Raw genomic sequence first — 24,967 nt, forward strand, 5'->3', positions numbered from 1 at the left:
TGCCGGCCGTCAGCCCTTCTTGCCGGCCGACTCCGCTTCGTCCTTCTTCAGGACGCCCCCGGCGGGCCCTGCCTTCGCGTCCTGCGCGACATCCGCCTGCGCGTCGGCCTCGGCGTCGGGCTCCGGCTCGGTCTCGGCCTTCGCGCCCGAGGGCTTCGCGGCAGCGGCGGACTCGTCCCCGGAGCCGACCTTCGCCCGGTCCTTCTCGGCGTCCTTCGCCGGGTCCTTCTCTGCGCTCGCGCTCTCCTCGGCGTCCCCTGCCTCGGCGTCGTCCTTCGGCTTGTCCTCGCCGTCGGCCGAGGCCGTGTCGTCGGAGGCGTCCGCGCCCGGTTCGACGACCGCCTCGCGCCCGGGTCGCTTCTTGGCCGAGACGACGATGTACGTCACCGCGAGCAGGAAGACGATCAGCGCGGTCCAGTCGTTGAGCCGCAGGCCCAGGATGTGGTGGGCGTCGTCGACCCGCATGTACTCGATCCACGCGCGGCCCACGCAGTACGCCGCGACGTACAGGGCGAACGCCCGGCCGTGGCCGAGCTTGAAGCGGCGGTCGGCCCAGATGACGAGAAGGGCGACACCGACGCACCACAGCGACTCGTACAGGAACGTCGGGTGGTAGTAGCCGGGCACCCGGCCGTCCGCCGAGGACGTGATGTGCAGGGCCCAGGGGAGGTCGGTCTCCTTGCCGTACAGCTCCTGGTTGAACCAGTTGCCCCAGCGGCCGATCGCCTGCGCGAGGGCGATCCCGGGCGCGATGGCGTCGGCGTACGCGGGCAGCGGGATGCCCCGGCGACGGCAGCCGATCCAGGCTCCCACCGCACCCAGGGCGATCGCGCCCCAGATGCCGAGGCCGCCCTCCCAGACCTTGAAGGCGTCCACCCAGTCACGGCCCGCGCTGAAGTACAGCTCGTAGTCCGTGATCACGTGGTAGAGCCGGCCGCCGACCAGCCCGAAGGGCACCGCCCAGACGGCGATGTCGGCCACCGTCCCGGCCCGCCCGCCCCGGGCGACCCAGCGCCGGTTGCCGAGCCAGACCGCGACGAAGACGCCGATGATGATGCAGAACGCGTAGCCGCGCAGCGGTACGGGGCCGAGGTACAGCACCCCGTGCGACGGGCTGGGAATGTAGGCAAGTTCCATGGCAGGGTCGACGCTACCGTGCCGGGCCGCACCGACGACGGGCGGCCCGGCTACGGCTCCATAACGGGCGGGTGTGAAGAGGCCTTACCCTTCTCGTCATCCGCGGTCGGCCTCCTCCACCATGCGCTTCAGCTTCGCCGGTGTCATCGACTGGTCCTGGTAGATGTTCTTGCCGTTGAGCAACACGGTCGGGGTGCCGCCGAAGTGGCCGTTCTGGAAGGCCTGGTTGGATTTCTCGACCCAGCTGTCGTGCGTGCCGTCCTGGACGCAGGTGCGGAAGGCGGGCGTGTCGAGCCCGTCGACCTTGCCCGCGAGCTCGATCAGCCTGCTGTTCTCGGCATAGGAGTCCTTCGTCTCCTCCGGCTGGTTCTCGTACAGCACGTCGTGGTACGCGGAGAACTTCCCGGCGTCCTGGGCGCAGGCCGCCGCGTTGGCGGCCCGGCGGGAGCCGCTGCCGCCCATGTTCCCGTCGATGAGGGTGGCCAGGTGGTACTCGACCTTGAGCTTTCCGGCGCCGGTCAGTCCGTGGATCGTGGGGCGGTACGTCGTCTCGAAGCCCTTGCAGGCCGGGCAGCGGAAGTCCTCCCACACCGTGAGCGTGGATCTGGCGCCCTCCTTGCCCACGGGGATCGCCAGCGCGTCCTGGCCCTGGGCCCCGGACGGCGCCACGACCGGGCCCGCCTTCTTGGGGCCGGCGTCCTTCCCCGAGTTCGCGGCGACGACGCCGATCACCGCGGCCAGCCCGAGCACACAGACCACGCTCGCGCCGACGATCAGTGTGCGCCGCCGCCGCTCGGCGGCCTTCTGCTTCTCGCGCTCCGCGGCCAGCCGTTCGCGGGCGTTGCGCTTTCCGTCACGATTCTTCTCGCTCACACCCCCAGAACGAACCGGGGAGGCGCAATGCGCCTCCCCGACCCCAGGTCCACCCCTTCGGGTGACCGAACCTCTTGTCACGCCTGACAGCTCACGCCTGACAGGCATGCCTCACAGCTCACGCCTGACAGCTCATACCTGACGGCGGACGCCCTTCGCCAGCTCGCCCGCGAGCGCGCGGACCGCCTCGACGCCGGCCGCCTCGTCCGGCGCGTCCAGCATGCGCTTGACGAAGGCCGAGCCGACGATCACGCCGTCGGCGAAGCCGGCCACCTCGGCGGCCTGCCGGGCGTCGGAGACGCCGAGGCCGACGCAGACCGGCAGGCCGGCGCCGGTGGCCCGGGTCCGCTCCACCAGGTCGTGGGCCTGGGCGCCCACCGACTCACGGGTGCCGGTGACGCCCATCAGCGAGGCGGCGTAGACGAAGCCGCTGCCCGCCGCGGTGATCTGCGCCAGGCGCGCCTCCCGGCTGCTCGGCGCCACGACGAAGACCGTCGCCAGGCCGTGCTTGTCGGCATGCTCCCTCCACAGCGCGGACTCCTGCACCGGCAGGTCGGGCAGGATGCAGCCCGCGCCGCCCGCCTCGGCCAGCTCGGCGGTGAACCGCTCGACGCCGTAGCGGTCGATGGGGTTCCAGTACGTCATGACCAGGATCGGCTTGCCGGTGGCCTCGAACGCCTCCCGGACGGTGCGCATGACGTCCGCGATGCGCACCCCGCCGCGCAGGGCGATGTCGTCGGCGGTCTGGATGACCGGGCCGTCGAGGACGGGGTCGCTGTGCGGCAGACCGACCTCGACCACGTCCGCGCCGCCGTCCAGGACGGCCTTGATCGCCTCGATGCCGCCGTCCACGGTCGGGAAGCCGGCCGGGAGGTAGGCGATGAGCGCGGCCCGGTCCTCGGCCCTGGCGCCCGCGAGGGTGTCCGACAGCAGGTGGATGTTCCCGCTCACTTGGCGTCCCCCTCGATCTCGGCGGTGTCGGCCGCGTCGGCGGCCACCTCGGCGTCGGTGTCGTACAGGCCGAAGTAACGGGCGGCCGTGTCCATGTCCTTGTCGCCGCGGCCGGACAGGTTGACGACGATCAGCCCGTCCTCGCCCAGCTCCCTGCCGACCTCCAGGGCGCCGGCCAGGGCGTGCGCGCTCTCGATCGCCGGGATGATGCCCTCGGTGCGCGACAGCAGACGCAGCGCCTGCATGGCCGCGTCGTCGGTGACCGCGCGGTACTCGCCGCGGCCGGTGTCCTTGAGGTAGGAGTGCTCGGGGCCGATGCCCGGGTAGTCCAGGCCCGCCGAGATGGAGTAGGGCTCGGTGATCTGGCCCTCGTCGTCCTGCAGGACGTAGGAGCGCGAGCCGTGCAGGATGCCGGGCTCGCCCGCGGTGAGGGTCGCGGCGTGCTCGCCGGTCTCCACGCCGTGTCCGGCCGGCTCGCAGCCGATCAGACGCACGCCGGCGTCCGGGATGAAGGCGTGGAAGAGGCCGATGGCGTTGGAGCCGCCGCCGACGCAGGCGACGGCCGCGTCGGGCAGCCGGCCGGCGCGCTCCAGGATCTGGCGGCGGGCCTCGACGCCGATGACCCGGTGGAAGTCGCGGACCATCGCGGGGAAGGGGTGGGGTCCGGCGACCGTGCCGAACAGGTAGTGCGTGCGGTCGACGTTGGCGACCCAGTCGCGGAACGCCTCGTTGATGGCGTCCTTCAGCGTGCGGCTGCCGGACTTCACGGCCACGACCTCGGCGCCGAGCATGCGCATGCGTGCCACGTTGAGTGCCTGGCGCCGGGTGTCGATCTCGCCCATGTAGATGGTGCACTCGAGGCCGAAGAGGGCGCAGGCGGTGGCCGTGGCCACGCCGTGCTGGCCCGCGCCGGTCTCGGCGATGACGCGCGTCTTGCCCATGCGCCGGGTGAGCAGCGCCTGGCCCAGCACGTTGTTGATCTTGTGGGAGCCGGTGTGGTTGAGGTCCTCGCGCTTGAGGAACACCCGGGCGCGGCCGGCGTGCTCGGCGAACCTCGGCACCTCGGTGAGGGAGCTGGGGCGGCCGGTGTAGTGGACGAGCAGGTCGTCGAGCTCGCGGGCGAACTCGGGGTCGTGCTTGGCCTTGTCGTACTCGACGGCGACCTCGTCCACGGCGGCGACGAGGGCCTCCGGGATGAACTTGCCGCCGAACGCGCCGAAGTAGCCCTCGGCGGTGGGCACCTGACCCTCGGGGTCGGGAATGAAGAACTCGCTGGGCATGCGGAAACCTCACGGTGAGTTGGTGGAGAACCGATCGCCGTGGGGGCGGGACTGTGTCGTGCGACCTCAGGCCGTGTGCGGCGGGTGGATCCCGCACGACGGAGCCGTGCCTTCGGACGGCGCCCCGCGCCCCTGAAGGGCGCGCTGCCATCGCATGCCGTTCACCTGGCCCGGCTCGTCGCCGATGACGTAACGGACCCGCCGGCCGTGCACCCTGCGGGCGGGCGCGCGGCAGCCACGCGGGCGGCAGCCGCGCGCCAGGCGCGCGTACCGGTCCGTGGCCGTCTCGGGGGTCGTGGGAGTCATCGGGGCCAGCCTAGCGGGATCTCAGCTGCGGCCGTGGCGCAGTGCGGGGTGCTCGCCCGCCGCCACCAGGTCGGCGACCGCGGTCCTGGGGTCGCGGCCGGTCACCAGGGACTCGCCGACGAGGACCGCGTCGGCCCCGGCGTTGGCGTAGGCGATGAGGTCGTGCGGGCCTCGCACCCCGGACTCGGCGATCTTGACGATGTTCGCCGGGATCTCGGGAGCCACCCGCTCGAAGGTGCCCCGGTCGACCTCCAGGGTCTTCAGGTTGCGCGCGTTGACGCCGATCACCTTGGCGCCCGCGTCGACCGCGCGGTCCACCTCGTCCTCATCGTGGACCTCGACGAGCGGGGTGAGGCCGATGGACACGGCACGCTCGATCAGCGACTCCAGGGCCGACTGCTCCAGGGCGGCGACGATCAGCAGGGCGAGGTCGGCGCCGTACGCGCGGGCCTCCCACAGCTGGTAGGAGGTGACGATGAAGTCCTTGCGCAGCACGGGGATGTCGACCCGCGCGCGGACGGCTTCGAGGTCGGCGAGCGAGCCGCCGAAGCGGCGCTGTTCGGTGAGGACGGAGATGACGGCCGCGCCGCCCGCCTCGTAGTCGGCGGCCAGTCCGGCCGGGTCGGCGATCGCGGCCAGCGCGCCCTTGGACGGGCTGGAGCGCTTGACCTCGCAGATCACCTTGACGCCGTCGCCCCTGAGCGCGGCCACTCCGTCCTTGGCGGCGGGGGCCTTCGCCGCGCGCTCCTTGAGCTCGTCGAGGCTGACGCGCGCCTGCCGCTCCGCGAGGTCGGCACGGACTCCGTCGATGATCTCGTCGAGCACACTCACGCGAGCGGCCCCCTTCCGGATGCCTGAGAGACGGTGGACAGTTCCAGCGACCCGTGGAGAAAAAGGTGGTCACTGCGATGGTATCCGGAGGAAGGCGCAGGCCTCACATCCGGTTGACGGCGGCGCCTCCCCGGCCGTCGGACCAGCTTCGCACGACTCGGGCGCGAGGCGACCTTGTACGAGACGTCCACCGGTTGATCAAGGATGCAGCCAGCCACCGAACGGCAGGTTCCGGACGACGGTGAAGACCAGCAGCGTGGCGCCCAGCGCCCACAGCTGCGCCGAGGTGAGGTCGACGCGCACGGTCCGTCCGCGTGCCGCGCGGACCACCCAGACGGTCCACACCACCGCGAAGCCCAGAAAGGCGACGACGGCCATCGCGTTGTCGTGGAGGGCGGCCTGGAGGTGTCCGTGCGCGAAGGCGTGCGCGCTGCGCAGTCCGCCGCAGCCCGGGCAGTACAGGCCGGTGACGCTCAGCAGGGGGCAGGCCGGGTAGTGGCCCGGCTCGTTGGGGTCGACGGCTGCCACGTACGCGAAGGCCGCGACGACGGCCGCGAGGATCCCCGCGGGCACGGCCAGCCTGCCCATGGTGGCCGGCGTCACGCGCCGGGTGTCGGCGTTCACGTCTCGCATTGTGCCCCTCGGGGGCGCCGCGCGCGCGTGAGGGGCGGCCGGGGGCACCGGCCGCCCCTCACACTTCTGCGGGACTCAGCCCTGCGCACCGGCCGGCTTGGCGGTCGCCGAGACCTGGTGCACGGGGTGGGCCTCCTTCGGCTGACCCAGACCCGCGGCGCGCATGGCCGCGCCGACGACGCCGCCGAGGGCCACGATCACCATGCCCGCCCAGAAGCCGATCGGCTCGGCCATCACCATGAACACGCCCGCGACGGCGAAACCGATGAAGGCGATGGTGACACCGGTCCAGGCGGCCGGGGTGTGTCCGTGGCTGCTGCCCGCCATGACTTGCTCCTCATTGCTGTCTCTGTGTCCGTCCGAGCCGGACGCTCGTCGTCCATTGTCCCGTACGCGCGGGCGCGTCGGAGGCGGGGGTGGGGATCCCGTCGAGTCTGATTCACCACATCGGCGAGCGGGGACGGCGGCCCTGGTCAGGCCGGGTCCATCCCGGTCGGGTCCTCGCCCCGGTCCAGGGCCTTCCACATCTCCTCGGGCCGCTCGGGGTCGGCGGGGCGGGCCGCGCGCCGGGGGCGCGGGGCGCCGTCGCGTTCGTAGCGGCCGGACATGGCGGGCCACCGGCCGCCGTAGCGCAGGGCGAGCAGACCGGCGAGGAGGATCAGGGCGCCGCCCACGGTCGCGGCGTAGGGCCATGCGGTGTGGCTGAACGAGGCGACGGCGGCGGAGGTGTCGCCGGTGGCCTTGGCGGCCTGCTCATCGAGCGCGGAGCTGTCGCCGGCGCCGAGCAGGGCCGCGGCCATGATCCCGGCGCCGGCGAGCGCGAGCACGGCGGAGACGGCGAGACGGCCGGCCCTGCGCACGGCGAAGACGGCGACGAGCGCGGCCAGGCCCACTATGGCGAGCGCCGCGGGCACGCCCGTGACGTCGCTGCCCCGGGCGGTCAGGGAGAAGGGGCCGGCGGCGACCGTCGCCGTGCCCTCGGACCAGCGCTGGCGGGTGGCCAGCAGGGTCACGGCCGAGCCCAGCGCACCGCTCAGCAGGGCGACGGCGAGACTTCGGCGGCTCGACCGGGCGGCGGCGGTCTCGGAACGGGGGGGAGGAACGGCAGCAGTCACGTGTCCACTATCGCCTGAACCCCGGGCGAACCGGCACCCGGGGTTCACGTGAGACGCGTCCTTTCCGCGCCGGACCCGTCCGCGCGGCGCTCTGTCAGCCGAGCCGGTTGGCGGTGTGGACCGCGCGCAGAACGGCCGCCGCCTTGTTGCGGCACTCCTGGTCCTCCGCGACCGGGTCGGAGTCGGCGACGATGCCCGCGCCGGCCTGGACGTAGGCGGTGCCGTCGCGCAGCAGGGCGGTGCGGATGGCGATGGCGGTGTCGGAGTCGCCCGCGAAGTCCAGGTAGCCGACGCAGCCGCCGTACAGGCCGCGCCGGGAGGGCTCCAGTTCGTCGATGATCTGCAGGGCGCGCGGCTTGGGGGCGCCGGAGAGGGTGCCGGCGGGGAAGCAGGCGGTGAGGACGTCGAAGGCGGTGCGGCCCGTCGCGATCTTGCCGGTGACGGTGGAGACGATGTGCATCACGTGCGAGTACCGCTCGACGGACATGAAGTCGACGACCTCGACGGAGCCCGGCTCGCAGACCCGGCCCAGGTCGTTGCGGCCCAGGTCGACGAGCATGAGGTGCTCGGCGCGCTCCTTGGGGTCGGCGAGCAGTTCCTCGGCGAGGGCCTGGTCCTCCTGCGGGGTGGCCCCGCGGTGCCGGGTGCCGGCGATGGGGTGGACCATGGCGCGGCCGTCCTCGACCTTGACCAGGGCCTCCGGGGAGGATCCCACGACGTCGAAGCCGTCGAAGCGGAACAGGTACATGTACGGCGAGGGGTTCGTGGCCCGCAGGACCCGGTAGACGTCCAGCGCGCTGGCCGTGCACGGCGTCTCGAAACGCTGGGAGGGCACGACCTGGAAGGCCTCGCCCGCGCGGATGCGCTCCTTGATGTCCTCGACGGCCGCCCGGAAGTCGGAGCCGCCCCACAGGGCCGTGTACTCGGGGAGTTCGGAGGGCGGCAGCACGGCCGGGGGCTGGGCGACCGCGCGGGAGAGGTCGGCCTCCATGGCGTCGAGACGGGCCATGGCGTCGGCGTAGGCCTCGTCGACGCCCGTGTCGAGGTCGTTGTGGTTGATCGCGTTGGCGATCAGCAGGACGGAGCCCTCCCAGTGGTCCATGACGGCGAGGTCGCTGGTCAGGAGCATGGTCAGCTCGGGGAGCTTCAGGTCGTCCCGCTCGCCGGGGCCGATCTTCTCCAGGCGGCGCACGATGTCGTAGCCGAGGTAGCCGACCATGCCGCCGGTGAAGGGCGGCATGCCTTCGTGGTGCGGGGTGTGGAGGGTCTCGACGGTGGCGCGCAGCGCGGCGAGCGGGTCGCCGTCGACGGGGACCCCGGCGGGCGGGGTGCCGAGCCAGTGCGTCCGGCCCTCGCGCGCGGTGAGCGTGGCGGCGCTGCGAACGCCCACGAAGGAGTACCGGGACCATCGGAACGCCGTGCGGCCGTTCTCCGCGGACTCCAGCAGGAAGGTGCCGGGGCGCTCGGCGGCGAGCTTGCGGTACAGCGCGACCGGGGTGTCGCCGTCGGCGAGGAGCTTGCGGGTGACCGGAATGACGCGGCGGTCGGTGGCCAGCTTGCGGAAGGTCTCGAGGTCCATGGCGGCTGACCCTACTGATCCGAGGACGGGAGGCCGGAATCGGCGGCCGCGACGGCGTCGACGGCGGCGGGTGCCTCCGGTTCCGTGAAGAGCACGTCGGCGTCGAAGCAGGTGCGGGCGCCGGTGTGGCAGGCGGCGCCGACCTGGTCGACCTTGACGAGCACGGTGTCCGCGTCGCAGTCGAGGGCGACGGACTTGACCCATTGGAAGTGGCCGGAGGTGTCGCCCTTGACCCAGTACTCGCCGCGGCTGCGCGACCAGTAGGTGCAGCGGCCGGTGGTGAGCGTGCGGTGCAGCGCCTCGTCGTCCATCCAGCCGAGCATGAGGACCTCGCCGGTGTCGTACTGCTGGGCGATGGCGGGGACGAGTCCGTCGGCGCTGCGCTTGAGGCGTGCGGCGATCTCGGGGGCGAGACGACCGGCCGGGTGACGGGCGGGCTGGGGCGTGCTGGTCATGGATGCCATTGTGCCGCGCGCCACTGACGGTGACGGAGCGGTGTCCGGTCCGTGGGCAGCGGGCGGGCGGCGCCGGCGTGTTCCCGACGGGTGGGCGCGGCGGCGGCGTCGCCGTAGGCTGGCCGCATGTCGACTTTCGCCAAGCGTGAACGGCTCCTGCTCGCCGACCTCTTGGAAACGGCGGGCCCCGAGGCGCCGACCCTCTGCGAGGGCTGGCTGACCCGGGACCTGGCGGCGCACGTGGTGGTGCGCGAGCGCCGTCCGGACGCCGCCGGGGGCCTTCTGCTCAAACAGCTCGAGTCCCGTCTGGACCGCGCGATGGAGGAGTTCGCCGCCAAGCCGTACGAGGAGCTCCTGCAGCTGATCCGCACCGGTCCGCCGCGCTTCTCGCCGTTCCGGCTCAAGCAGCTGGACGAGGCGTCGAACACGATCGAGTTCTACGTCCACACCGAGGACGTCCGCCGCGCCCGGCCCGACTGGACGCCGCGCGCCGTCGATCCGGTGTTCCAGGACGCCCTGTGGTCCCGGCTGGAGCGCACCGCCCGGCTGATGGGCCGCGGCGCGGCCACGGGGCTGGTGCTGCGCCGCCCGGACGGCCGTACGGCGGTCGCCAACCGGGGCACACCGGTGGTGACGGCGACCGGGGAGCCGTCGGAGCTGCTGCTGTTCCTCTACGGCCGGCAGAGCGCCGCCGCGGTGGAGCTGGACGGCGAGAAGGAGGCGATCGAGCGGCTGCACGGCGGCAAGCAGCTCGGCATCTGAGCCCCCTGGCACGGCGTCACCATGGCAGCTCCGCACGGCGCAACGCGGGAACACCCAGCGCAACGACCCCGCCGAGCCCGCAGACCCCGGCGCTGACGACGAACACCGGGCCGGTGCCCCAGACGCCGACGGCGGCAGCGGTCAGCGGCATGCTCAGCGGGGTGAGGCCCAGGCTGACGAGGCCGGCGACGGCGGTCACCCGGCCCAGGTAGGCGGGGTCGGCCTGGGTCTGCAGCAAGGCCGCGCACACGGCGCCGCTGAGCCCGGCGAGCAGGCCGATCAGCAGGGCGGTGCCGACGGCCGCGGCGAGGGTCGGCGCGTAGGCGAGGGCGCCGATGGCCGGCGCGCCCGCCAGGATCGACCAGCCGGCCACCCGGCCGGCGTGCGGGAGCCGCCCTCGCAGGGTCAGCAACAGCGAAGCGGCGCCCGCGCCGACGCCGAATCCGGACAGCACCCAGCCCATTCCGGAGGCGCCCCATCCGCGCTCGTCGGCGAGCAGGGTCAGGCCCACGTTGAGCGGCCCGACGAAGCCGAGGTCGCCGAGGGCGATGGCCGCCGTGAGCGGGGCGAGGACGCGGTGACGGCGGATGTGGCGCAGGCCGGCCACCAGATCGGCCCAGGCGGTCCGGCCGCGGGTGTCCGCGGTGTCGTCGGGCGGCAGCTCCCGTACGCGTACGCGGACCAGCAGCGGCAGGGACAGGGCTGTCAGCAGCCCGGCGAGCCCGAACGCGGCGGACGCGCCGCCCACGGCGACCCCGAGCCCGCCGAGCGGGGCGCCCACGATGACGGCGAACCGGTAGGCGAGGCCGCGCATGCCCTGGACCCGGCCGAGCTCGCCGCGGTCGGTGATCCGGGCGGGCAGCGCGCCCACGGCGGGGACGAACACGGCGTCCACCGTGCCGAACACCAGGGCGAGCGCGGTGAGGGGCCACAGCCGGGGCCCGGTGAGGAGCAGCAGCCCCGCCACCGCGAGCACGGCCGCGCAGCGCACCGCGTCGCTGCCGATCACGACCCGGCGCGGCCCGAACCGGTCGGCGATCACTCCCCCGCCCAGCATGAGGACCGCGCGCGGCAGTGCGCTCACGGACAGCACCAGTCCGGCCTGCGCGGGGGTGCCGGCCTGGACGGCGGCCCAGGACAGGGCGACGTAGTAGACGCCGTCGCCGGCCATCGAGGAGGCGTACGCGCCCAGCCAGCGCAGGACGTTGCCGTCGCGGTGGGCGGGGCGCTCGGCTGTGGCGCGGGCGGCGGGCGTCCGGGGCACGGTGGTCATGGCCAGGCCTCTCAGGGGCGGAACGGGAAGCCGTACAGGTGAAGGGCGACGTTCTCGCGTCCCTCGGTGTCGCCGTCGGCCTCGGCCGCGCGCCCCTTGTCGACGTACCTGGTCATCAGGGCGTGCACCTCCCGGCCCAGCTCGGCCAGTTCGGCGGAGGTCAGCCGTGAGAGGTACTCGGAGTCGAACGAGGCGCTGTTCCACTCGGGGCCCCAGTAGGCCCGTTCGTCGAGGTGGCGGTGGTACAGCTCGCTGCGGTGGGCGAAGAAGAGCCGGGAGGCCGACCGGTGCGCAGCCGCCTTCTCCGGTGCGTCGCGGAAGTCCTCGTCGTGGATGCTGATGCCGTCCGACGCGGGCCGCCACCAGCGCTCGCGCCCGTCCGCGCTCTGCGGTTCGGCCTCCTCGATCAGCCCGTGTTCGGCGAGTTTGCGCAGGTGGTAGCTGACCAGCGACACGGCCTCGTCGACCAGTTCGGCCAGCCGTGAGGCCGTGGCCACACGCTCCAGGTACAGCGCCCGGTACAGGTTCAGCCGCAACGGGTGGGCGAGCGCCTTCAGCGTGCCCATGTCGGTGATCCGCCGGTTCTCCCCGCTTGTCATGACCTCACGGTAGAAACGAAAGAGAAGTTGCGCAATAAGTTTTGCGCAACTTTCCTTTCGCATCGGGCCATGAGTATGCCCCGACCACCGAAGGCGGTCGGGGCTCGCCTGACGTCAACGTGCCCGCGCGGGGGTCACCGCACCGGGTGGCCCGCTGCCCGCAGCGCGTCCTTCACCTCGCCGATCCTCAGGTCGCCGAAGTGGAACACCGACGCGGCCAGCACCGCGTCCGCGCCCGCCTCGACGGCCGGCGCGAAGTCCGCGAGCCGCCCGGCGCCGCCGGAGGCGATCACCGGGACCCTGACGTGCTTGCGGACGGCGGCGATCATCTCCAGGTCGTAGCCGTCCTTCGTGCCGTCCGCGTCCATCGAGTTGAGCAGGATCTCGCCCGCGCCCAGCTCGGCCGCCCGGTGCGCCCACTCGACGGCGTCGATGCCGGTGCCCTTGCGGCCGCCGTGCGTGGTCACCTCGAAGGACCCCGACTCCGTCCGCCGGGCGTCGACCGACAGCACCAGCACCTGGCTGCCGAACCGCTCGGCGATCTCCCTGATCAGTTCCGGGCGGGCGATCGCGGCGGTGTTCACGCCCACCTTGTCGGCGCCGGCCCGCAGCAGCTTGTCGACGTCCTCCGGGGTGCGCACCCCGCCGCCGACGGTCAACGGGATGAACACCTGCTCGGCGGTGCGGCGCACCACGTCGTAGGTGGTCTCGCGGTTGCCCGAGGAGGCGGTGATGTCCAGGAACGTCAGCTCGTCGGCGCCCTCGGCGTCGTACACCTTGGCCATCTCGACGGGGTCGCCCGCGTCGCGCAGGTTCTGGAAGTTGACGCCCTTGACGACCCGGCCGGCGTCCACGTCCAGGCAGGGGATCACCCGTACGGCGAGCGTCATGCCGCAGTCCCCCTTCGGAACGCCTCGACCTCGACCTCGACGACCAGACCGGGGTCCACCAGGCCGGCCACGATCAGCATGGACGCGGCGGGCCGGACGGTCTCGAACAGCTCCTTGTGAGCGCGTCCGACGTCGTCGACGTCCCGCGCGTGGGTGAGGTACATGCGGGTGCGCACGACGTCCTCACGCCCGAGGCCCAGCTCGGCCAGAGCCGTGAAGGCGACGTCGAAGGCGTTGAGCGCCTGCTCGTAGGGGCCGCCGCCGGCGATCTCGCCGTCCACGATCGAGGTGCAGCCGGAGACCAGCACCAGACCGTTCGGCAGCTCCACCGCGCGGGAGTACGCGAAGACGTCCTCCCAGGGAGCGCCGGTCCTGACGCGTCGCAGCTCGCTCACCGGGCCACCGCCTCCAGGGCCTCTTCCAGGGTGAACGCCTCGGCGTACAGGGCCTTGCCGACGATCGAGCCCTCGACTCCGAGCGGCACCAGCTCGGCGATGGCGCGCAGGTCGTCCAGGGAGGAGACGCCGCCGGACGCCACGACGGGACGGTCGGTCACGGCGCACACGTTGCGCAGCAGCTCCAGGTTCGGGCCCTGGAGGGTGCCGTCCTTGGCGATGTCGGTGACGACGTAGCGTGCGCAGCCCTCCTTGTCGAGGCGGGCCAGCGTCTCGTAGAGGTCGCCTCCGTCGCGGGTCCAGCCGCGGCCGCGCAGGGTCGTGCCCCGGACGTCCAGGCCGACCGCGATCTTGTCGCCGTGCTCGGAGATGACTTTGGCGACCCACTCGGGCGTCTCCAGGGCGGCGGTGCCCAGGTTCACGCGCGTGCAGCCGGTGGCGAGGGCCGCGGCGAGGGTGTCGTCGTCGCGGATGCCGCCGGAGAGCTCCACCTTGATGTCCATGGCGCCCGCGACCTCGGCGATCAGCGCGCGGTTGTCGCCGGTGCCGAACGCGGCGTCCAGGTCGACCAGGTGCAGCCACTCGGCTCCGGAGCGCTGCCAGGCGAGGGCGGCCTCCAGCGGGGAGCCGTAGGACGTCTCGGTGCCCGACTCGCCGTGCACGAGACGGACGGCCTGGCCGTCGCGGACGTCGACGGCGGGGAGGAGTTCGAGCTTGCTCACAGTGTTCCGATCCAGTTGGTGAGGAGCTGGGCTCCGGCGTCGCCGGACTTCTCGGGGTGGAACTGCGTGGCCCACAGGGCGCCGTTCTCCACGGCGGCCACGAACGGCTTGCCGTGCGTCGACCAGGCCACCTTGGGAGCGCGCATCGTCGGGTTCAGGACTTCCAGGGACCAGTCCTGGACGGCGTAGGAGTGCACGAAGTAGAAGCGCGCGTCCGCGTCCAGGCCGGCGAACAGCTCGGAGCCGGCCGGGGCGTCGACGGTGTTCCAGCCCATGTGGGGCACGATCTCGGCCTGCAGCGGCTCGACCGCGCCGGGCCATTCGTCGAGGCCCTCGGTCTCCACGCCGTGCTCGATGCCGCGGGCGAACAGGATCTGCATGCCGACGCAGATGCCCATCACCGGCCGCCCGCCGGACAGCCGGCGGCCGATGATCCAGTCGCCGCGGGCCTCCTTCAGGCCCCGCATGCAGGCGGCGAAGGCGCCGACTCCCGGCACCAGCAGCCCGTCGGCGTTCATGGCCGTGTCGAAGTCACGGGTGATCTCGACGTCGGCGCCGGTGCGCGCGAGGGCGCGCTCGGCGGAACGGACGTTGCCGAAGCCGTAGTCGAAGACGACGACCTTCTTCGCGCTCCTGGAGGCGCCGCTCAATTCCAGACCTCCAGCCTCACGACACCCGCCACGAGGCACATCGCGGCGCCGATCGACAGCAGCACGATCAGGTTCTTGGGCATCTTCTGCTTGACGAAGGAGTAGACGCCGCCCGCGAGGAAGAGGCCGACGACGATCAGGAGGGTGGACAGTCCGCTCATGGGGTTACAGCGCGCCCTTCGTGGAGGGGAGGATGCCGGCCGCGCGCGGGTCGCGCTCGGAGGCGTAGCGCAGCGCCCGGGCCAGCGCCTTGAACTGGCACTCCACGATGTGGTGCGCGTTGCGCCCGTAGGGCACGTGCACGTGCAGGGCGATCTGCGCCTGCGCGACGAAGGACTCCAGGATGTGGCGGGTCATCGTCGTGTCGTACTCGCCGATCATCGGCGCCATGTTCTCGGGCTCGGTGTGCACGAGGTAGGGGCGGCCGGACAGGTCGACGGTGACCTGGGCGAGCGATTCGTCCAGCGGGACCGTGCAGTTGCCGAAGCGGTAGATGCCCACCTTGTCGCCGAGGGCCTGCCTGAAGGCGGCGCCGAGCGCGAGGGCGGTGTCCTCGATGGTGTGGTGGGAGTCGATGTGGAGGTCGCCGTCGGTCTTCACGGTGAGGTCGAACAGACCGTGCCGGCCGAGCTGGTCGAGCATGTGGTCGTAGAAGCCGACGCCGGTCGCCACCTCGACCTTGCCGGTGCCGTCGAGGTCGATCTCGACGAGAACCGACGTCTCCTTCGTGGTGCGCTCGATTCTTCCGACACGTCCTTCGCGAGTCATGCGCTCTGCTCCTTCTTCACTTCACGGACCGCGTCGAGGAACGCGTCGTTCTCTTCGGGGGTTCCGGCGGTGACCCGCAGCCGGCCGGGCACGCCGTTGTCCCGGACCAGGACGCCCCGGTCGAGGATCTGCCGCCACACGGCGTGGGCGTCGTCGAACCGCCCGAACTGCACGAAGTTGGCGTCGGACGCCGTGACCTCGTACCCGGCGGCGAGCAGCTCGCTCACCAGCCGGTCGCGCTCCGACTTCAGCTGCTCGACGTACTTCAGCAGCGTGCCGGTGTGCTCCAGCGCGGCCAGCGCGGTCGCCTGGGTGACGGCCGAGAGGTGGTAGGGCAGCCGCACGAGCTGCACGGCGTCCACGACCGCCGGGTGCGCGGCGAGGTAGCCGAGGCGCAGGCCGGCCGCGCCGAAGGCCTTCGACATCGTCCGCGAGACGACGAGATTCGGCCGTCCTTCGATCAGCGGCAGCAGTGACGCGCTGTGGCTGAACTCGACGTAGGCCTCGTCGACGACGACCATCGACGGCTTGGCGGCCTGGGCGGCCTCGTACAGGGCGAGGACCGTCTCGGCGGGGACGGCGGTGCCGGTGGGGTTGTTGGGGGTCGTGATGAACACGACGTCCGGGCGGTGCTCGGCGATGGCCTTCTCGGCCGCGGCGAGGTCGACGGTGAAGTCCTCGTTGCGGGGGCCGGAGATCCAGCCGGTCCCGGTGCCGCGCGCGATGAGCGCGTGCATCGAGTAGGACGGCTCGAAGCCGATCGCCGTGCGGCCCGGCCCGCCGAAGGCCTGCAGCAGCTGCTGGAGGACCTCGTTGGAGCCGTTGGCGGCCCACACCTCGGCCGGGCCGACCGTGTGCCCCGTCGTGTCGGTGAGGTACTTCGCGAGCCGGGTGCGCAGCTCGACGGCGTCCCGGTCGGGGTAGCGGTTGAGGTGGCGGGCCGCCTCGCGCACCCGCTCGGCGATCCGCTCGACCAGCGCGTCGGGCAGCGGGTAGGGGTTCTCGTTGGTGTTCAGCCGTACGGGGACGTCCAGCTGGGGCGCGCCGTAGGGGGACTTGCCGCGCAGCTCGTCGCGTACGGGGAGATCGTCGATTCCGATGTTCACTGGGTCGTCGGCACCTTCCACCCGAACCTCGCCTTGATCGCCGCGCCGTGCGCCGGCAGATCCTCCGCCTCCGCCAGCGTCACCACGTGGTGGGCGACGTCGGCCAGCGCCTCGCGCGTGTAGTCGACGATGTGGATGCCCCGCAGGAAGGACTGCACGGACAGCCCGGAGGAGTGGCAGGCGCAGCCGCCCGTGGGCAGGACGTGATTGGATCCGGCGGCGTAGTCGCCGAGGGACACCGGCGCCCAGGGGCCGACGAAGATCGCGCCCGCGTTCCTGACCCGGTCGGCGACCGCCGCGGCGTCGGCGGTCTGGATCTCCAGGTGCTCGGCGCCGTACGCGTCGACGACCCGCAGGCCCTCCTCGACGCCGTCGACGAGCACGATCGCCGACTGCCGGCCGCCGAGCGCCGGGACGATCCGGTCGTCGACGTGCCGGGTGGCCGCGACCTGCGGCGCCAGCTCCTTCTCGACGGCGTCCGCCAGTTCCACGGAGTCGGTGACCAGGACGGCGGCGGCCAGCGGGTCGTGCTCGGCCTGGCTGATCAGGTCGGACGCGACGTGCACCGGGTCGGCGGTGGAGTCCGCGAGGACCGCGATCTCGGTGGGGCCGGCTTCGGCGTCGATGCCGATCCTGCCCGCGTAGAACCGCTTGGCGGCGGCGACCCAGATGTTGCCCGGCCCGGTGACCATGTTGGCGGGCGGGCAGGACTCCGTGCCGTGGGCGAACATCGCGACCGCGGTCGCGCCGCCCGCCGCGTACACCTCGTCGACGCCGAGCAGCGCGCAGGCCGCCAGGATCGTCGGGTGCGGCAGGCCGCCGAACTCCGCCTGCGCGGGGGACGCGAGCGCGATCGACCCGACGCCCGCCTCCTGGGCCGGGACCACGTTCATGATCACGGAAGAGGGGTAGACGGACCGGCCGCCGGGCGCGTACAGCCCGACCCGGTCGACCGGCACCCACTTCTCGGTGACCGAGCCGCCGGGGACGACCTGGACGGTGTGCGTGCCGCGGCGCTGCTCGCGGTGGACGGCTCGGGCGCGGCGGATGGACTCCTCCAGGGCCGCGCGCACGGCCGGGTCGAGCCCCTCCAGCGCGTCGGCGATGGCCCCGGCCGGGACCCGCACGGATTCCAGCCGCACCCCGTCGAACCGCTCGGCGAAGTCGATCAGTGCCGCGTCGCCCCGATGATGCACGGCCTCGCAGATCGGACGCACCTTCTCCAGGGCGGCCGAGACGTCGAAGTCGGCTCGGGGCAGCAGGTCGCGCAGGGCGGGTCCCTCGGGGAGGGCGTCGCCGCGCAGATCGATTCGGGAGATCACGTGGTCAATTCTCTCAGACCGGGATCGGGGGTCGTCCGCGCGTATCAATGGCTGATACAGACCGTGGCCGGAATCCGGAAGATCCTCTTCGGGGCCGGCGTCCGGGGGCCGCTCACCGGGCATGAACAGCCGTGCGAAGGCCGTGAGCGCGGCGAGTGAGGAAAGGGGCACGTCAGGTGACCGAGGGGGCGGGCATCCGAACGGGGGGCGACGCCGGAGATCTGCCGGACGATCTGACCGCCGCCGAGGCCGGCATGTGGCAGGCCTTCCGCAACGGCAGCGTGTACGACCTGAGCAGCGGGGACACGGTCGTCGACGATCCGCACGGCGGGCATCCGTGGGGTGGCTCGCGCACCGTGCGGGCGCGGATCGTGGCGTGGCTGCTGCTGGCCGGGCCGCCCGCGCTGGCCGGCCGGGTGGCCTCGCTGAAGCTCGCCGGCGTGCAGATCAGCGGCTCGCTGGACCTCGCGGGCGGCACGGTGGTGCCGTACGTGGAGATGAAGCGCTGCCGCTTCGAGCGCGAGGTGCGGATGCCGGAGGCGCGGTTCACGACCCTGCGGATGGTGGACTGCTCGGTGCCGCGGCTGGAGGCCGCCCGGCTGCACACCGAGGGCGACCTGCACCTGCCCCGCTGCCGCTTCCACAACGGGGTACGGCTCACCGACGCGCAGATCGGCACGGACCTGCTGATGAACCAGGCGATCGTCTACCGCGACCGCACCGGCCGCTCGATCGCCGCGGACGGCATGACGGTCGGCCAGGACCTGCAGGCCGAGCTCCTGGAATCGCACGGCGAGATGAGTCTGCGCAGCGCCAAGATCGGGGTGTCGCTGAGCCTGCGGGGGGCGCGGCTGGCCAACCCCTACACGCGGCTGGCGCTGAACGCGCCCCAGCTCACCGTGGAGCGCTCGCTGTACCTGACCCCGGCCGGCGTCGGGGGCCAGGCCCTCAGCGGCACGACCCCCGCGCGTGGGACGCGCGTACAGCGCTTCGAGTGCCGGGGCGGCGTGCGTCTGGACGACGGCCGGTTCGGGGACGCCGTGGACCTGGAGCAGGCCCGGTTCGGCTTCACGGACGACCAGGAGCTGTCGCTGCGCCGGGTACAGACGTCCGAGCTGCGCTTCCTCGGGGAACAGCCGAGGCGCGGCAAGGTCGTGCTGTCCGGGGCGCGGGTGGTCAACCTGGTGGACCGGGCGAGCGCGTGGCCGGGCCCCGGGTGTCTGCACATGGGCGGCTTCGCATACGAGAACCTGGTGCCGCAGGGCCCGTTCTCGCTGGCGGAGCGGCTGCGCTGGGTGGCCGCCGCGACCGCCGAGTACGCACCGGAGCCGTACGAGCGGCTGGCGGCCGTGCTGCGCGCCGGCGGGGAGGACGAGGACGCCCGGGAGGTCCTGCTGGCCAAGCAGCGCCGCCGGCGCGAGACCCTGCCGCCGGCCGCGAAGCTCTGGGGCTACGCGCAGGACTGGACGGTCGCCTACGGGTACCGGCCGGGCAGGGCGGCGGTGTGGATGGCGGTGCTGTGGGCCGCGAGCTCGCTGGCCTTCGCGCACGCCGCGCATCCGGCCGTCGATCCAGGAAGGCATGCGCCGTGGAGCCCGGCCCTGTTCGCCCTGGACCTGCTGCTGCCGGTCATCGACCTGGGGCAGGTCGGCCAGTGGCAGCTGCACGGGGGCTGGCAGTGGCTGTCGACCGCGCTGATCCTGCTGGGCTGGATCCTGGCGACGGCGGTGGCGGCGGGAGCGACGCGTCTGCTGCGCCGGAGCTGACCGCCGCGCGCGGGGGCGCGCCACCACCCCCGCGCCGTCCGGCCCCACGTCCACCGGGCCCCACGTCCACCGGGCCCCACGTCCGCCGGCCCCAGCCCAGACCCCGCGGGCGATCCCGCCTTTTACCTTCCCTTGACCCGGCGCCGTACAACTTTCCGCAGGTTGCCCGCACCCTCTGGCGCGATCTGAACCTGCGGCTTTTCAATGGTCGGCACCATGGCTCTGCTGCCCCCGTTCATCCGCGCCTCCCGGACGTCCCGGTCGGCACGGTACGCCGCCGCTCACAGCGCCGCCGGTCTCCCCGCCGACGACGAGGTGCTCCTCGACGTGCCCGACGACCGGCTCGGCCCCGCGCTGGTCGCGGCCGGCCTGGGCGCGTACGCCCCCGCCGCCGAACTGCTGGTTCGCACCCGCGAACGCGCCGAGTGGGAGTACCGCGACCGGTACGCCACCCGGCTGGCGTCCTTCGCCCTCTCCCGCCCCGAGTGGTTCGAGGACTGGCGTGCCGCCGCCCCGCGCGACCCCGACGTCCTGCTCGTCTCCGCGCAACTCGCCGTGGCCCGCGCCTGGGGCTCGCCGGCCCGGGCCGAACTGCTGCGCGAGGTGAGTCCGCTGATCACGGCGGCCGCGCAGAGCGACGTCCGCGACCCGGTGCCGTGGCGGATCGCCCTGGACCACGCCCGCGGCACGCGTGCCGGGCACAAGTACTTCGGGGAGCTGTGGGAGGCCGCGGTGCGCCGCGCCCCGCACCACTACGGCTGTCATGTAGCCGCCAAGCGCTATCTGGCCGAATCCTGGCACGGTTCCCACCGCGAGTGCTTCGACTTCGCCGACCGGGCGGCGCAGGACGCACCGGCCGGTTCCCTCGTCCAGGCGCTGCCGGCCCGCGCGGCACTCGCCTACCTGACCGACGGCTGCGGCCCCGAGGTGCCGCGCGAACGGCTGGACGCGGCCGCCGACCGGGCCGTCGACCTGTCGGCCCGTTTCCCGGGCGCCGACCCGTGGCCGGCCGAGATCCGCAACGTCCTGACGTACGTCCTGGTCCGCCTGGACCGCCACGACGAGGCCCTCGCCCAACTGCGTCTGATCGGCCCGTACGCCACGTCCTTCCCCTGGGACCGGCTGTCCGACGACCCCCTCGGCCACTTCCTGGCGGTCCGCGAGGAAGTGCGCTCGGGGCCGTCGGAGCGGCCCCCCTGGCATCCAGGGAACGGGCACGGCGGACGAGCCCGCCCGGCGGACCACTAGGCTTCTGCGTCGTGACCACCGTCCGTCTGCCGCTCTTCCCCCTGAACTCGGTGTTGTTCCCGGGACTCGTGCTCCCGCTCAACGTCTTCGAGGAGCGTTATCGCGCCATGATGCGCGATCTGCTGAAGACCCCCGAGGACGAATCGCGCCGGTTCGCCGTCGTCGCCATCCGTGACGGCCACGAGGTGGCGCCCAGCTCCCCCGGACTGCCCGACCGGACGGCGCTGCCGGAACGCGGCCCCGCGGCCGGTTTCGGCGACGACCCGGTCAAGGCGTTCCACGGCGTCGGCTGCGTGGCCGACGCGGCGACAGTCCGCGAGCGGGCCGACGGCACCTTCGAGGTGCTGGCGACGGGCACGACCCGCGTGAAGCTGCTGTCGGTGGACGCCTCCGGCCCGTTCCTGACGGCGGAGCTGCAGGAGCTGCCCGAGGAACCGGGCGACGAGGCGGGCGCGCTCGCGGAGGGTGTGCTGCGCTCCTTCCGTCAGTACCAGAAGCGCCTGGCGGGCGCCCGCGAACGCTCCCTGACCACGGGCGCGGAACTCCCCGACGACCCGTCGGTGGTGTCGTATCTGGTGGCGGCCGCGATGATGCTGGACACGCCCACCAAGCAGCGACTGCTGCAGGCCCCGGACACGGCCTCCCGGCTGCGGGACGAACTGACGCTGCTGCGCGCGGAGACGGCGATCATCCGCAACCTGCCCTCCCTGCCGGCGGCGGACCTGACCCGCGGCCCGACGAGTCTCAACTGACGTCACCGAGAAGGCCCGAATGGCGAAGAAGTCGAAGAAGCAACAGCAGCAGGCCGGGGGCACTCCCGCGACGGTGGCCCTGACAGCGGCCGGCGTGGACTTCACGCTCCACGCCTACGACCACGATCCGAGCCACCCGTCGTACGGCGAGGAGGCGGCCGAGGCGATGGGCGTCTCCCCCGACCGGGTCTTCAAGACCCTGGTCGCGGACGTGGACGGGGCCCTGACGGTGGCGGTGGTCCCGGTCGCCGGCTCCCTGGACCTGAAGGCCCTGGCGGCGGCGGTGGGCGGCAAACGAGCGGCGATGGCCGACCCCGCCCTGGCCGAACGCACCACCGGCTACGTCCGGGGCGGCATCTCCCCGCTGGGCCAGCGCAAGAGGCTCCCCACGGTCCTGGACGACTCGGCGAAGGCCCACACCACGATCTGCGTCTCGGCGGGCCGCCGGGGCCTGGAGGTGGAGCTCTCCCCGACGGACCTCGCCGAGCTCACCGGGGCGGTGTCGGCCAGGATCGGCCGGGGCTGAGGGCTCTTCGACGCGTAGGGCCGCCCCCGGACCGCCCGCGGCCGTGTCCGCGCGACACCGCCGCTCCGCCCGCGCGGGGGACGGGCTGTCGACGTCCGGCGCGTGCGACGGCGGAGCGGAGGCGGCGCCGCTCGGTCCCGGGTCCGGGCGGGCGCCCCCGACGACACGGGCACGGTCCCGCAGGGCTCGCGCCGCCCGGCACGCAGTTCTCGGCACGCGCCTCCCGGCACCGGGTCATCGGCGCCTGCCAGTGCCGCGGCAGGCAATGTTTGCGTCGTGACGGGGCGAACATCGCCTGCTGCGGCACTAGGCCATGGGGGTCCCGTACCCGTCCTTGGGGGCCGTCCCGTACGGCTCGAACGGATCGGGGTCCCGGGGCCCGAACAGCGCCGTGAGCCCCAGATGCACCAGTGAGGCGGCGAGCGGCCACGCGAGGAGCGCGCCCTTCGCGCCGAGCTTCAGCGGCGCGGAGAACGTCACCCCCTTGCCGGCCGACCGCGCATGCGCGATCACGTCGGACCCGGGCCCGAGCCACACCCCCAGCCGCCAGGCCAGCAGCGACCCGAGGAAACCGCCGACCGCGAGCGCGACGACCAGCGGCACTCCGCCACGCCGCCGCCACAGGAACACCGCGACCGCGCTCACCGCTCCGCACGCGAGGGCCAGCAGCGTGAACGTCCCGTCCACGCCGACGGCCTGCTCCCCCTCGGTGTCCTTGAAGTAGACGACCCACTGCCCGTCAGCCAGATCCCCGACGAGCGGCACGCTCGGGGCCAGCCACATCCACAGCAGCCCGAGCAGCGCCCCGGCCGCGGCGACCGCGACCGTGATCACGGCGGCCTCGCGCAGTTCGGTCTTCATCCCGGGCCCGTCCTGTCCGTACGCGACGTCATGGGGCGCGGCGGCCACTCCCGCGTGCCCCGCGGTCGGCGGCGGCCAGGCCTCGTGCGAGGACGGTTCGTGCGGCGGCGGAGGCGGAGTCAGCGGTGCGGTCACCCTGACATCGTGCCAGGCCCGCCCCGGCCGCGCGTCACCGGACGGCGGCCCGGCGGTACGCCCAGGTGGCGACGGCGAGCGAGACCACGCCCACGCCCGCGCACACGGCGAGGTCGCCGAACACGTACGCCCAGTCGGGACGCGCCCCGAAGGTCCGGGCGAACGCCTCGACGCCGTACGTCGACGGCAGCAGGTCACGGGCGAGGCGCACCGCCTCCGGCATCCGGTCCGGCGGCAGCACGCCCAGCAGCAGCGCGGCCGACATGCCGAGCTGACCGAGCACCGTGGCCAGCTCCGGCCGCGGCGCGAGCAGCCCGAAGGCCGCGCCGAGCCCCGACAGCGCGGCCCCGGCCAGCGGGATCACGGCCGCGAGGATCCACAGATGCGTCAGGGGCAGCCCGAACAGCACGCACCCGAACACGGCGGTCACCAGCGTCCCGGGCACCGTGAAGGAGGCGTAGGCGCCCGCCGCCCCCAGCACCACGGCGGCGGGCGGCACGGGCAGCGTCGCATAGTGGTCCAGGCCCCCGCTCGCCCGCAGCTGCCCGAAGTACTGGGCGAGGAGGTTCAGCGCGACGAAGGCGACGACCAGCACCGCGGACCCCGCCACCACGGACTCCGCCTCGTGCCCGCCGTCCACCACGCCCCGCATCATGATCAGGATGCCGACCGACTGGAAGGTCGCCACGAACAGCAGCGGGATGCGCGCCACCCGGGCCCGGGACAGCTGGGCCCGGTACACGGCCGCGAGCGACGGCCACAGCCGGGCGCGCGGCGCGAGCTCGGCGGCGCCGGTGCGGGCGGTCTCCGTGACGGCCCGGGCGTCGCCCGGCAGAACCTCGGCGGGTACGACACTCACGTGGCGCTGCTCCTCTTCCCTACGGTTCTCATACCGTCCCATACGGCCCCGCCGGCCCGCCCGCTCACCCCGACGGGCCTCGCGCCCGGCGTCGTCCACGCGCTCACGCCCGTACCAGTCCCTGCCGTGCCGCCCCGCCCAGCGCGAGGTACACGTCCTCCAGGCTGGGGGCGGCCAGGGTGAAGTCGTCCAGCGCGGCGAAGGCGGCCCCGCCGGTGACGGTGGCGACGACGGCCCGCGCCTCGTCGGGGGCCAGGCGCAGCGTCCAGCGGCGTCCGGACTCCACGGCCCGTTCCCGCAGCGCGGCGACCTCGGGCACGTCCAGCGGCGCCCGCTCGCGCCACACCAGCTCCACCCGCACCTCGTCGGCGACCTGCTCCTTGAGTCCGGAGGGGGTGTCGCACGCGATGACGCGGCCCTGGTCGAGGACGGCGACCCGGTCGAGGACGGTCTCGGCCTCGATGACGTTGTGGGTGACGAGCAGCACGGTCGTCCCGCGTTCGGCGCGTCGGCGGTCGACGGCGGCCCAGACGGCCCGGCGGGCGACCGGGTCCATCCCGGTGGTCGGCTCGTCGAGCACCAGCAGGGGCCGCTCGCCCACCAGCGCGGCGGCGAAGCAGGCGAGGCGGCGCTGTCCGCCGGACAGCTTGCGCAGCGGCCGCCCGGCGAGCGCGGTGAGGCCCAGCTCGTCGAGGACGGCGTCGCGCTCCCGGCGGGCCGTGCGCAGGTCGAGGCCGCGCAGCCGGCCGGTGGTCTCGGCGGCCAGCGAGACGGTGAGTTCGTCGAGGGCGGTGGACTCCTGGCCGAGGTAGGCGAGGATCCGCGCGGCCCGGTCGGGGTGGCGCACGATGTCGTGGCCGAGGATCTCCACACTGCCCGCGTCGGGCCGCATCAGCCCGGTCATCTGCCGCACGAGGGTGGTCTTGCCGGCGCCGTTCGGACCGAGCAGCCCGAAGATCTCACCGCGCCTGATGTCCAGCCGCACGCCGTCGGTGGCCCGGACCTCGGGGGTCGCGGGAGTGCCGCGCCGGCCCCGGACCGCCGGATAGGACTTCGTCAGCCCACGCACGGCGCACACGACCTCGGCCCCGTGCCGAACTGCCGATGCCGCGCGCGTACTCACAAGGCACGAGGGTACGGGGTCGGAGACCTCCGTTCGCCGTCGGGGGCGTC

The 24,967-nt window shown here is 73.4% G+C and carries 29 protein-coding genes; 5 read left to right on the forward strand and 24 right to left on the reverse strand.

Annotation, left to right across the window (positions count from 1 at the left end):
• Positions 1-9 precede the first annotated feature (9 nt).
• From lgt to hisI, 11 genes are all read right to left on the reverse strand, one after another.
• Entirely contained in the window at positions 10-1,137 is a 1,128-nt protein-coding gene (lgt, locus tag IE239_RS04175; RefSeq protein ID WP_190147864.1) for a prolipoprotein diacylglyceryl transferase, read from the reverse strand.
• 96 nt (positions 1,138-1,233) lie between these two features.
• Entirely contained in the window at positions 1,234-2,010 is a 777-nt protein-coding gene (locus tag IE239_RS04180; protein ID WP_190147865.1) for a thioredoxin domain-containing protein, read from the reverse strand.
• Between the two features lie 132 nt (positions 2,011-2,142).
• Positions 2,143-2,961: a tryptophan synthase subunit alpha gene (trpA, locus tag IE239_RS04185; RefSeq protein WP_190147866.1), complete on the reverse strand. Its 819-nt coding sequence runs from the start codon at positions 2,959-2,961 to the stop codon at positions 2,143-2,145.
• Complete coding sequence (gene trpB, locus IE239_RS04190) at positions 2,958-4,241, reverse strand: tryptophan synthase subunit beta (protein ID WP_190147867.1); 1,284 nt, start codon at positions 4,239-4,241, stop codon at positions 2,958-2,960. The genes trpA and trpB overlap by 4 nt, the downstream gene beginning before the upstream one ends.
• A 66-nt stretch (positions 4,242-4,307) precedes the next feature.
• Positions 4,308-4,547 carry a tryptophan biosynthesis modulator TrpM gene (gene trpM / locus IE239_RS04195; RefSeq protein ID WP_190147868.1) on the reverse strand — a complete coding sequence of 80 codons (240 nt, stop codon included), beginning with the start codon at positions 4,545-4,547 and terminating at the stop codon, positions 4,308-4,310.
• Positions 4,548-4,568: 21 nt separating this feature from the next.
• Positions 4,569-5,378 carry an indole-3-glycerol phosphate synthase TrpC gene (gene trpC / locus IE239_RS04200; RefSeq protein ID WP_190147869.1) on the reverse strand — a complete coding sequence of 270 codons (810 nt, stop codon included), beginning with the start codon at positions 5,376-5,378 and terminating at the stop codon, positions 4,569-4,571.
• Between the two features lie 198 nt (positions 5,379-5,576).
• Entirely contained in the window at positions 5,577-6,011 is a 435-nt protein-coding gene (locus tag IE239_RS04205; RefSeq protein ID WP_190147870.1) for a DUF2752 domain-containing protein, read from the reverse strand.
• A gap of 75 nt (positions 6,012-6,086) precedes the next feature.
• Positions 6,087-6,338 (reverse strand): HGxxPAAW family protein, encoded by a 252-nt coding sequence (locus IE239_RS04210; protein ID WP_190147871.1) that lies wholly within the window; start codon positions 6,336-6,338, stop codon positions 6,087-6,089.
• Positions 6,339-6,484: 146 nt separating this feature from the next.
• Positions 6,485-7,126, reverse strand: coding sequence for a TIGR02234 family membrane protein (locus tag IE239_RS04215; RefSeq protein ID WP_190147872.1), 642 nt, complete (start codon positions 7,124-7,126; stop codon positions 6,485-6,487).
• A gap of 94 nt (positions 7,127-7,220) precedes the next feature.
• The gene (locus tag IE239_RS04220) at positions 7,221-8,705 is read right to left on the reverse strand and encodes an anthranilate synthase component I (protein ID WP_190147873.1); all 1,485 of its coding nucleotides are present in this window, start codon (positions 8,703-8,705) and stop codon (positions 7,221-7,223) included.
• Between the two features lie 11 nt (positions 8,706-8,716).
• Positions 8,717-9,160 carry a phosphoribosyl-AMP cyclohydrolase gene (gene hisI / locus IE239_RS04225; RefSeq protein ID WP_190147874.1) on the reverse strand — a complete coding sequence of 148 codons (444 nt, stop codon included), beginning with the start codon at positions 9,158-9,160 and terminating at the stop codon, positions 8,717-8,719.
• Between the two features lie 126 nt (positions 9,161-9,286).
• Here hisI and IE239_RS04230 point away from each other — a divergent pair, with 126 nt between their 5' ends.
• Positions 9,287-9,922, forward strand: a complete 636-nt coding sequence (locus tag IE239_RS04230; protein WP_190147875.1) for a TIGR03085 family metal-binding protein — start codon at positions 9,287-9,289, stop codon at positions 9,920-9,922.
• A 16-nt stretch (positions 9,923-9,938) separates the two neighbouring features.
• Here the strand turns inward: IE239_RS04230 and IE239_RS04235 are convergent, their stop codons facing one another.
• The 10 genes from IE239_RS04235 to hisD all read right to left on the reverse strand — a co-directional run bounded on the left by IE239_RS04235 (position 9,939) and on the right by hisD (position 17,647).
• Positions 9,939-11,195 (reverse strand): MFS transporter, encoded by a 1,257-nt coding sequence (locus tag IE239_RS04235; protein ID WP_190147876.1) that lies wholly within the window; start codon positions 11,193-11,195, stop codon positions 9,939-9,941.
• A gap of 11 nt (positions 11,196-11,206) precedes the next feature.
• Complete coding sequence (locus tag IE239_RS04240; RefSeq protein WP_190147877.1) at positions 11,207-11,794, reverse strand: ArsR/SmtB family transcription factor; 588 nt, start codon at positions 11,792-11,794, stop codon at positions 11,207-11,209.
• Positions 11,795-11,928: 134 nt separating this feature from the next.
• Positions 11,929-12,684 (reverse strand): imidazole glycerol phosphate synthase subunit HisF, encoded by a 756-nt coding sequence (gene hisF / locus IE239_RS04245; RefSeq protein ID WP_190147878.1) that lies wholly within the window; start codon positions 12,682-12,684, stop codon positions 11,929-11,931.
• On the reverse strand, positions 12,681-13,079 hold the full coding sequence (locus tag IE239_RS04250; protein WP_190147879.1) for a RidA family protein: 399 nt from the start codon (positions 13,077-13,079) through the stop codon (positions 12,681-12,683). Before IE239_RS04250 ends, hisF begins: the two co-directional genes overlap by 4 nt.
• Positions 13,076-13,801 (reverse strand): bifunctional 1-(5-phosphoribosyl)-5-((5-phosphoribosylamino)methylideneamino)imidazole-4-carboxamide isomerase/phosphoribosylanthranilate isomerase PriA, encoded by a 726-nt coding sequence (priA, locus tag IE239_RS04255; protein ID WP_190147880.1) that lies wholly within the window; start codon positions 13,799-13,801, stop codon positions 13,076-13,078. The genes IE239_RS04250 and priA overlap by 4 nt, the downstream gene beginning before the upstream one ends.
• Positions 13,798-14,457 (reverse strand): imidazole glycerol phosphate synthase subunit HisH, encoded by a 660-nt coding sequence (gene hisH, locus IE239_RS04260; protein WP_190148048.1) that lies wholly within the window; start codon positions 14,455-14,457, stop codon positions 13,798-13,800. Before hisH ends, priA begins: the two co-directional genes overlap by 4 nt.
• Positions 14,448-14,612 carry a CG2302 family histidine operon protein gene (locus tag IE239_RS04265; RefSeq protein ID WP_190147881.1) on the reverse strand — a complete coding sequence of 55 codons (165 nt, stop codon included), beginning with the start codon at positions 14,610-14,612 and terminating at the stop codon, positions 14,448-14,450. The genes hisH and IE239_RS04265 overlap by 10 nt, the downstream gene beginning before the upstream one ends.
• Positions 14,613-14,616: 4 nt before the next feature.
• Positions 14,617-15,219: an imidazoleglycerol-phosphate dehydratase HisB gene (gene hisB / locus IE239_RS04270; RefSeq protein ID WP_190147882.1), complete on the reverse strand. Its 603-nt coding sequence runs from the start codon at positions 15,217-15,219 to the stop codon at positions 14,617-14,619.
• The gene (locus IE239_RS04275) at positions 15,216-16,325 is read right to left on the reverse strand and encodes a histidinol-phosphate transaminase (RefSeq protein ID WP_190147883.1); all 1,110 of its coding nucleotides are present in this window, start codon (positions 16,323-16,325) and stop codon (positions 15,216-15,218) included. The genes hisB and IE239_RS04275 overlap by 4 nt, the downstream gene beginning before the upstream one ends.
• Positions 16,322-17,647, reverse strand: a complete 1,326-nt coding sequence (hisD, locus tag IE239_RS04280) for a histidinol dehydrogenase (RefSeq protein WP_190147884.1) — start codon at positions 17,645-17,647, stop codon at positions 16,322-16,324. The genes IE239_RS04275 and hisD overlap by 4 nt, the downstream gene beginning before the upstream one ends.
• A gap of 176 nt (positions 17,648-17,823) precedes the next feature.
• Between hisD and IE239_RS04285 the strand changes: the two genes are divergently transcribed.
• The 4 genes from IE239_RS04285 (at position 17,824) to ybaK (ending at position 21,939) form a co-directional block, all read left to right on the forward strand.
• A complete protein-coding gene (locus IE239_RS04285) occupies positions 17,824-19,413 on the forward strand; it encodes an oxidoreductase (RefSeq protein WP_190147885.1) in 1,590 nt (529 codons plus the stop codon).
• 204 nt (positions 19,414-19,617) lie between these two features.
• Positions 19,618-20,661 carry a hypothetical protein gene (locus tag IE239_RS04290; RefSeq protein WP_190147886.1) on the forward strand — a complete coding sequence of 348 codons (1,044 nt, stop codon included), beginning with the start codon at positions 19,618-19,620 and terminating at the stop codon, positions 20,659-20,661.
• Positions 20,662-20,672: 11 nt separating this feature from the next.
• Positions 20,673-21,413, forward strand: coding sequence for an LON peptidase substrate-binding domain-containing protein (locus IE239_RS04295; RefSeq protein WP_190147887.1), 741 nt, complete (start codon positions 20,673-20,675; stop codon positions 21,411-21,413).
• 19 nt (positions 21,414-21,432) lie between these two features.
• Complete coding sequence (gene ybaK, locus IE239_RS04300) at positions 21,433-21,939, forward strand: Cys-tRNA(Pro) deacylase (protein WP_190147888.1); 507 nt, start codon at positions 21,433-21,435, stop codon at positions 21,937-21,939.
• Between the two features lie 306 nt (positions 21,940-22,245).
• Here the strand turns inward: ybaK and IE239_RS04305 are convergent, their stop codons facing one another.
• The 3 genes from IE239_RS04305 to IE239_RS04315 form a co-directional block, all read right to left on the reverse strand.
• Positions 22,246-22,935: a DUF2567 domain-containing protein gene (locus IE239_RS04305; protein ID WP_190147889.1), complete on the reverse strand. Its 690-nt coding sequence runs from the start codon at positions 22,933-22,935 to the stop codon at positions 22,246-22,248.
• A 34-nt stretch (positions 22,936-22,969) separates the two neighbouring features.
• Positions 22,970-23,794 (reverse strand): ABC transporter permease, encoded by an 825-nt coding sequence (locus tag IE239_RS04310; RefSeq protein ID WP_190147890.1) that lies wholly within the window; start codon positions 23,792-23,794, stop codon positions 22,970-22,972.
• Positions 23,795-23,897: 103 nt separating this feature from the next.
• Positions 23,898-24,917 carry an ABC transporter ATP-binding protein gene (locus tag IE239_RS04315; protein ID WP_190147891.1) on the reverse strand — a complete coding sequence of 340 codons (1,020 nt, stop codon included), beginning with the start codon at positions 24,915-24,917 and terminating at the stop codon, positions 23,898-23,900.
• Positions 24,918-24,967 lie beyond the last annotated feature (50 nt).

Origin of the sequence: Streptomyces humidus (assembly GCF_014649655.1) — a bacterium.
Lineage (GTDB): Bacteria > Actinomycetota > Actinomycetes > Streptomycetales > Streptomycetaceae > Streptomyces > Streptomyces humidus.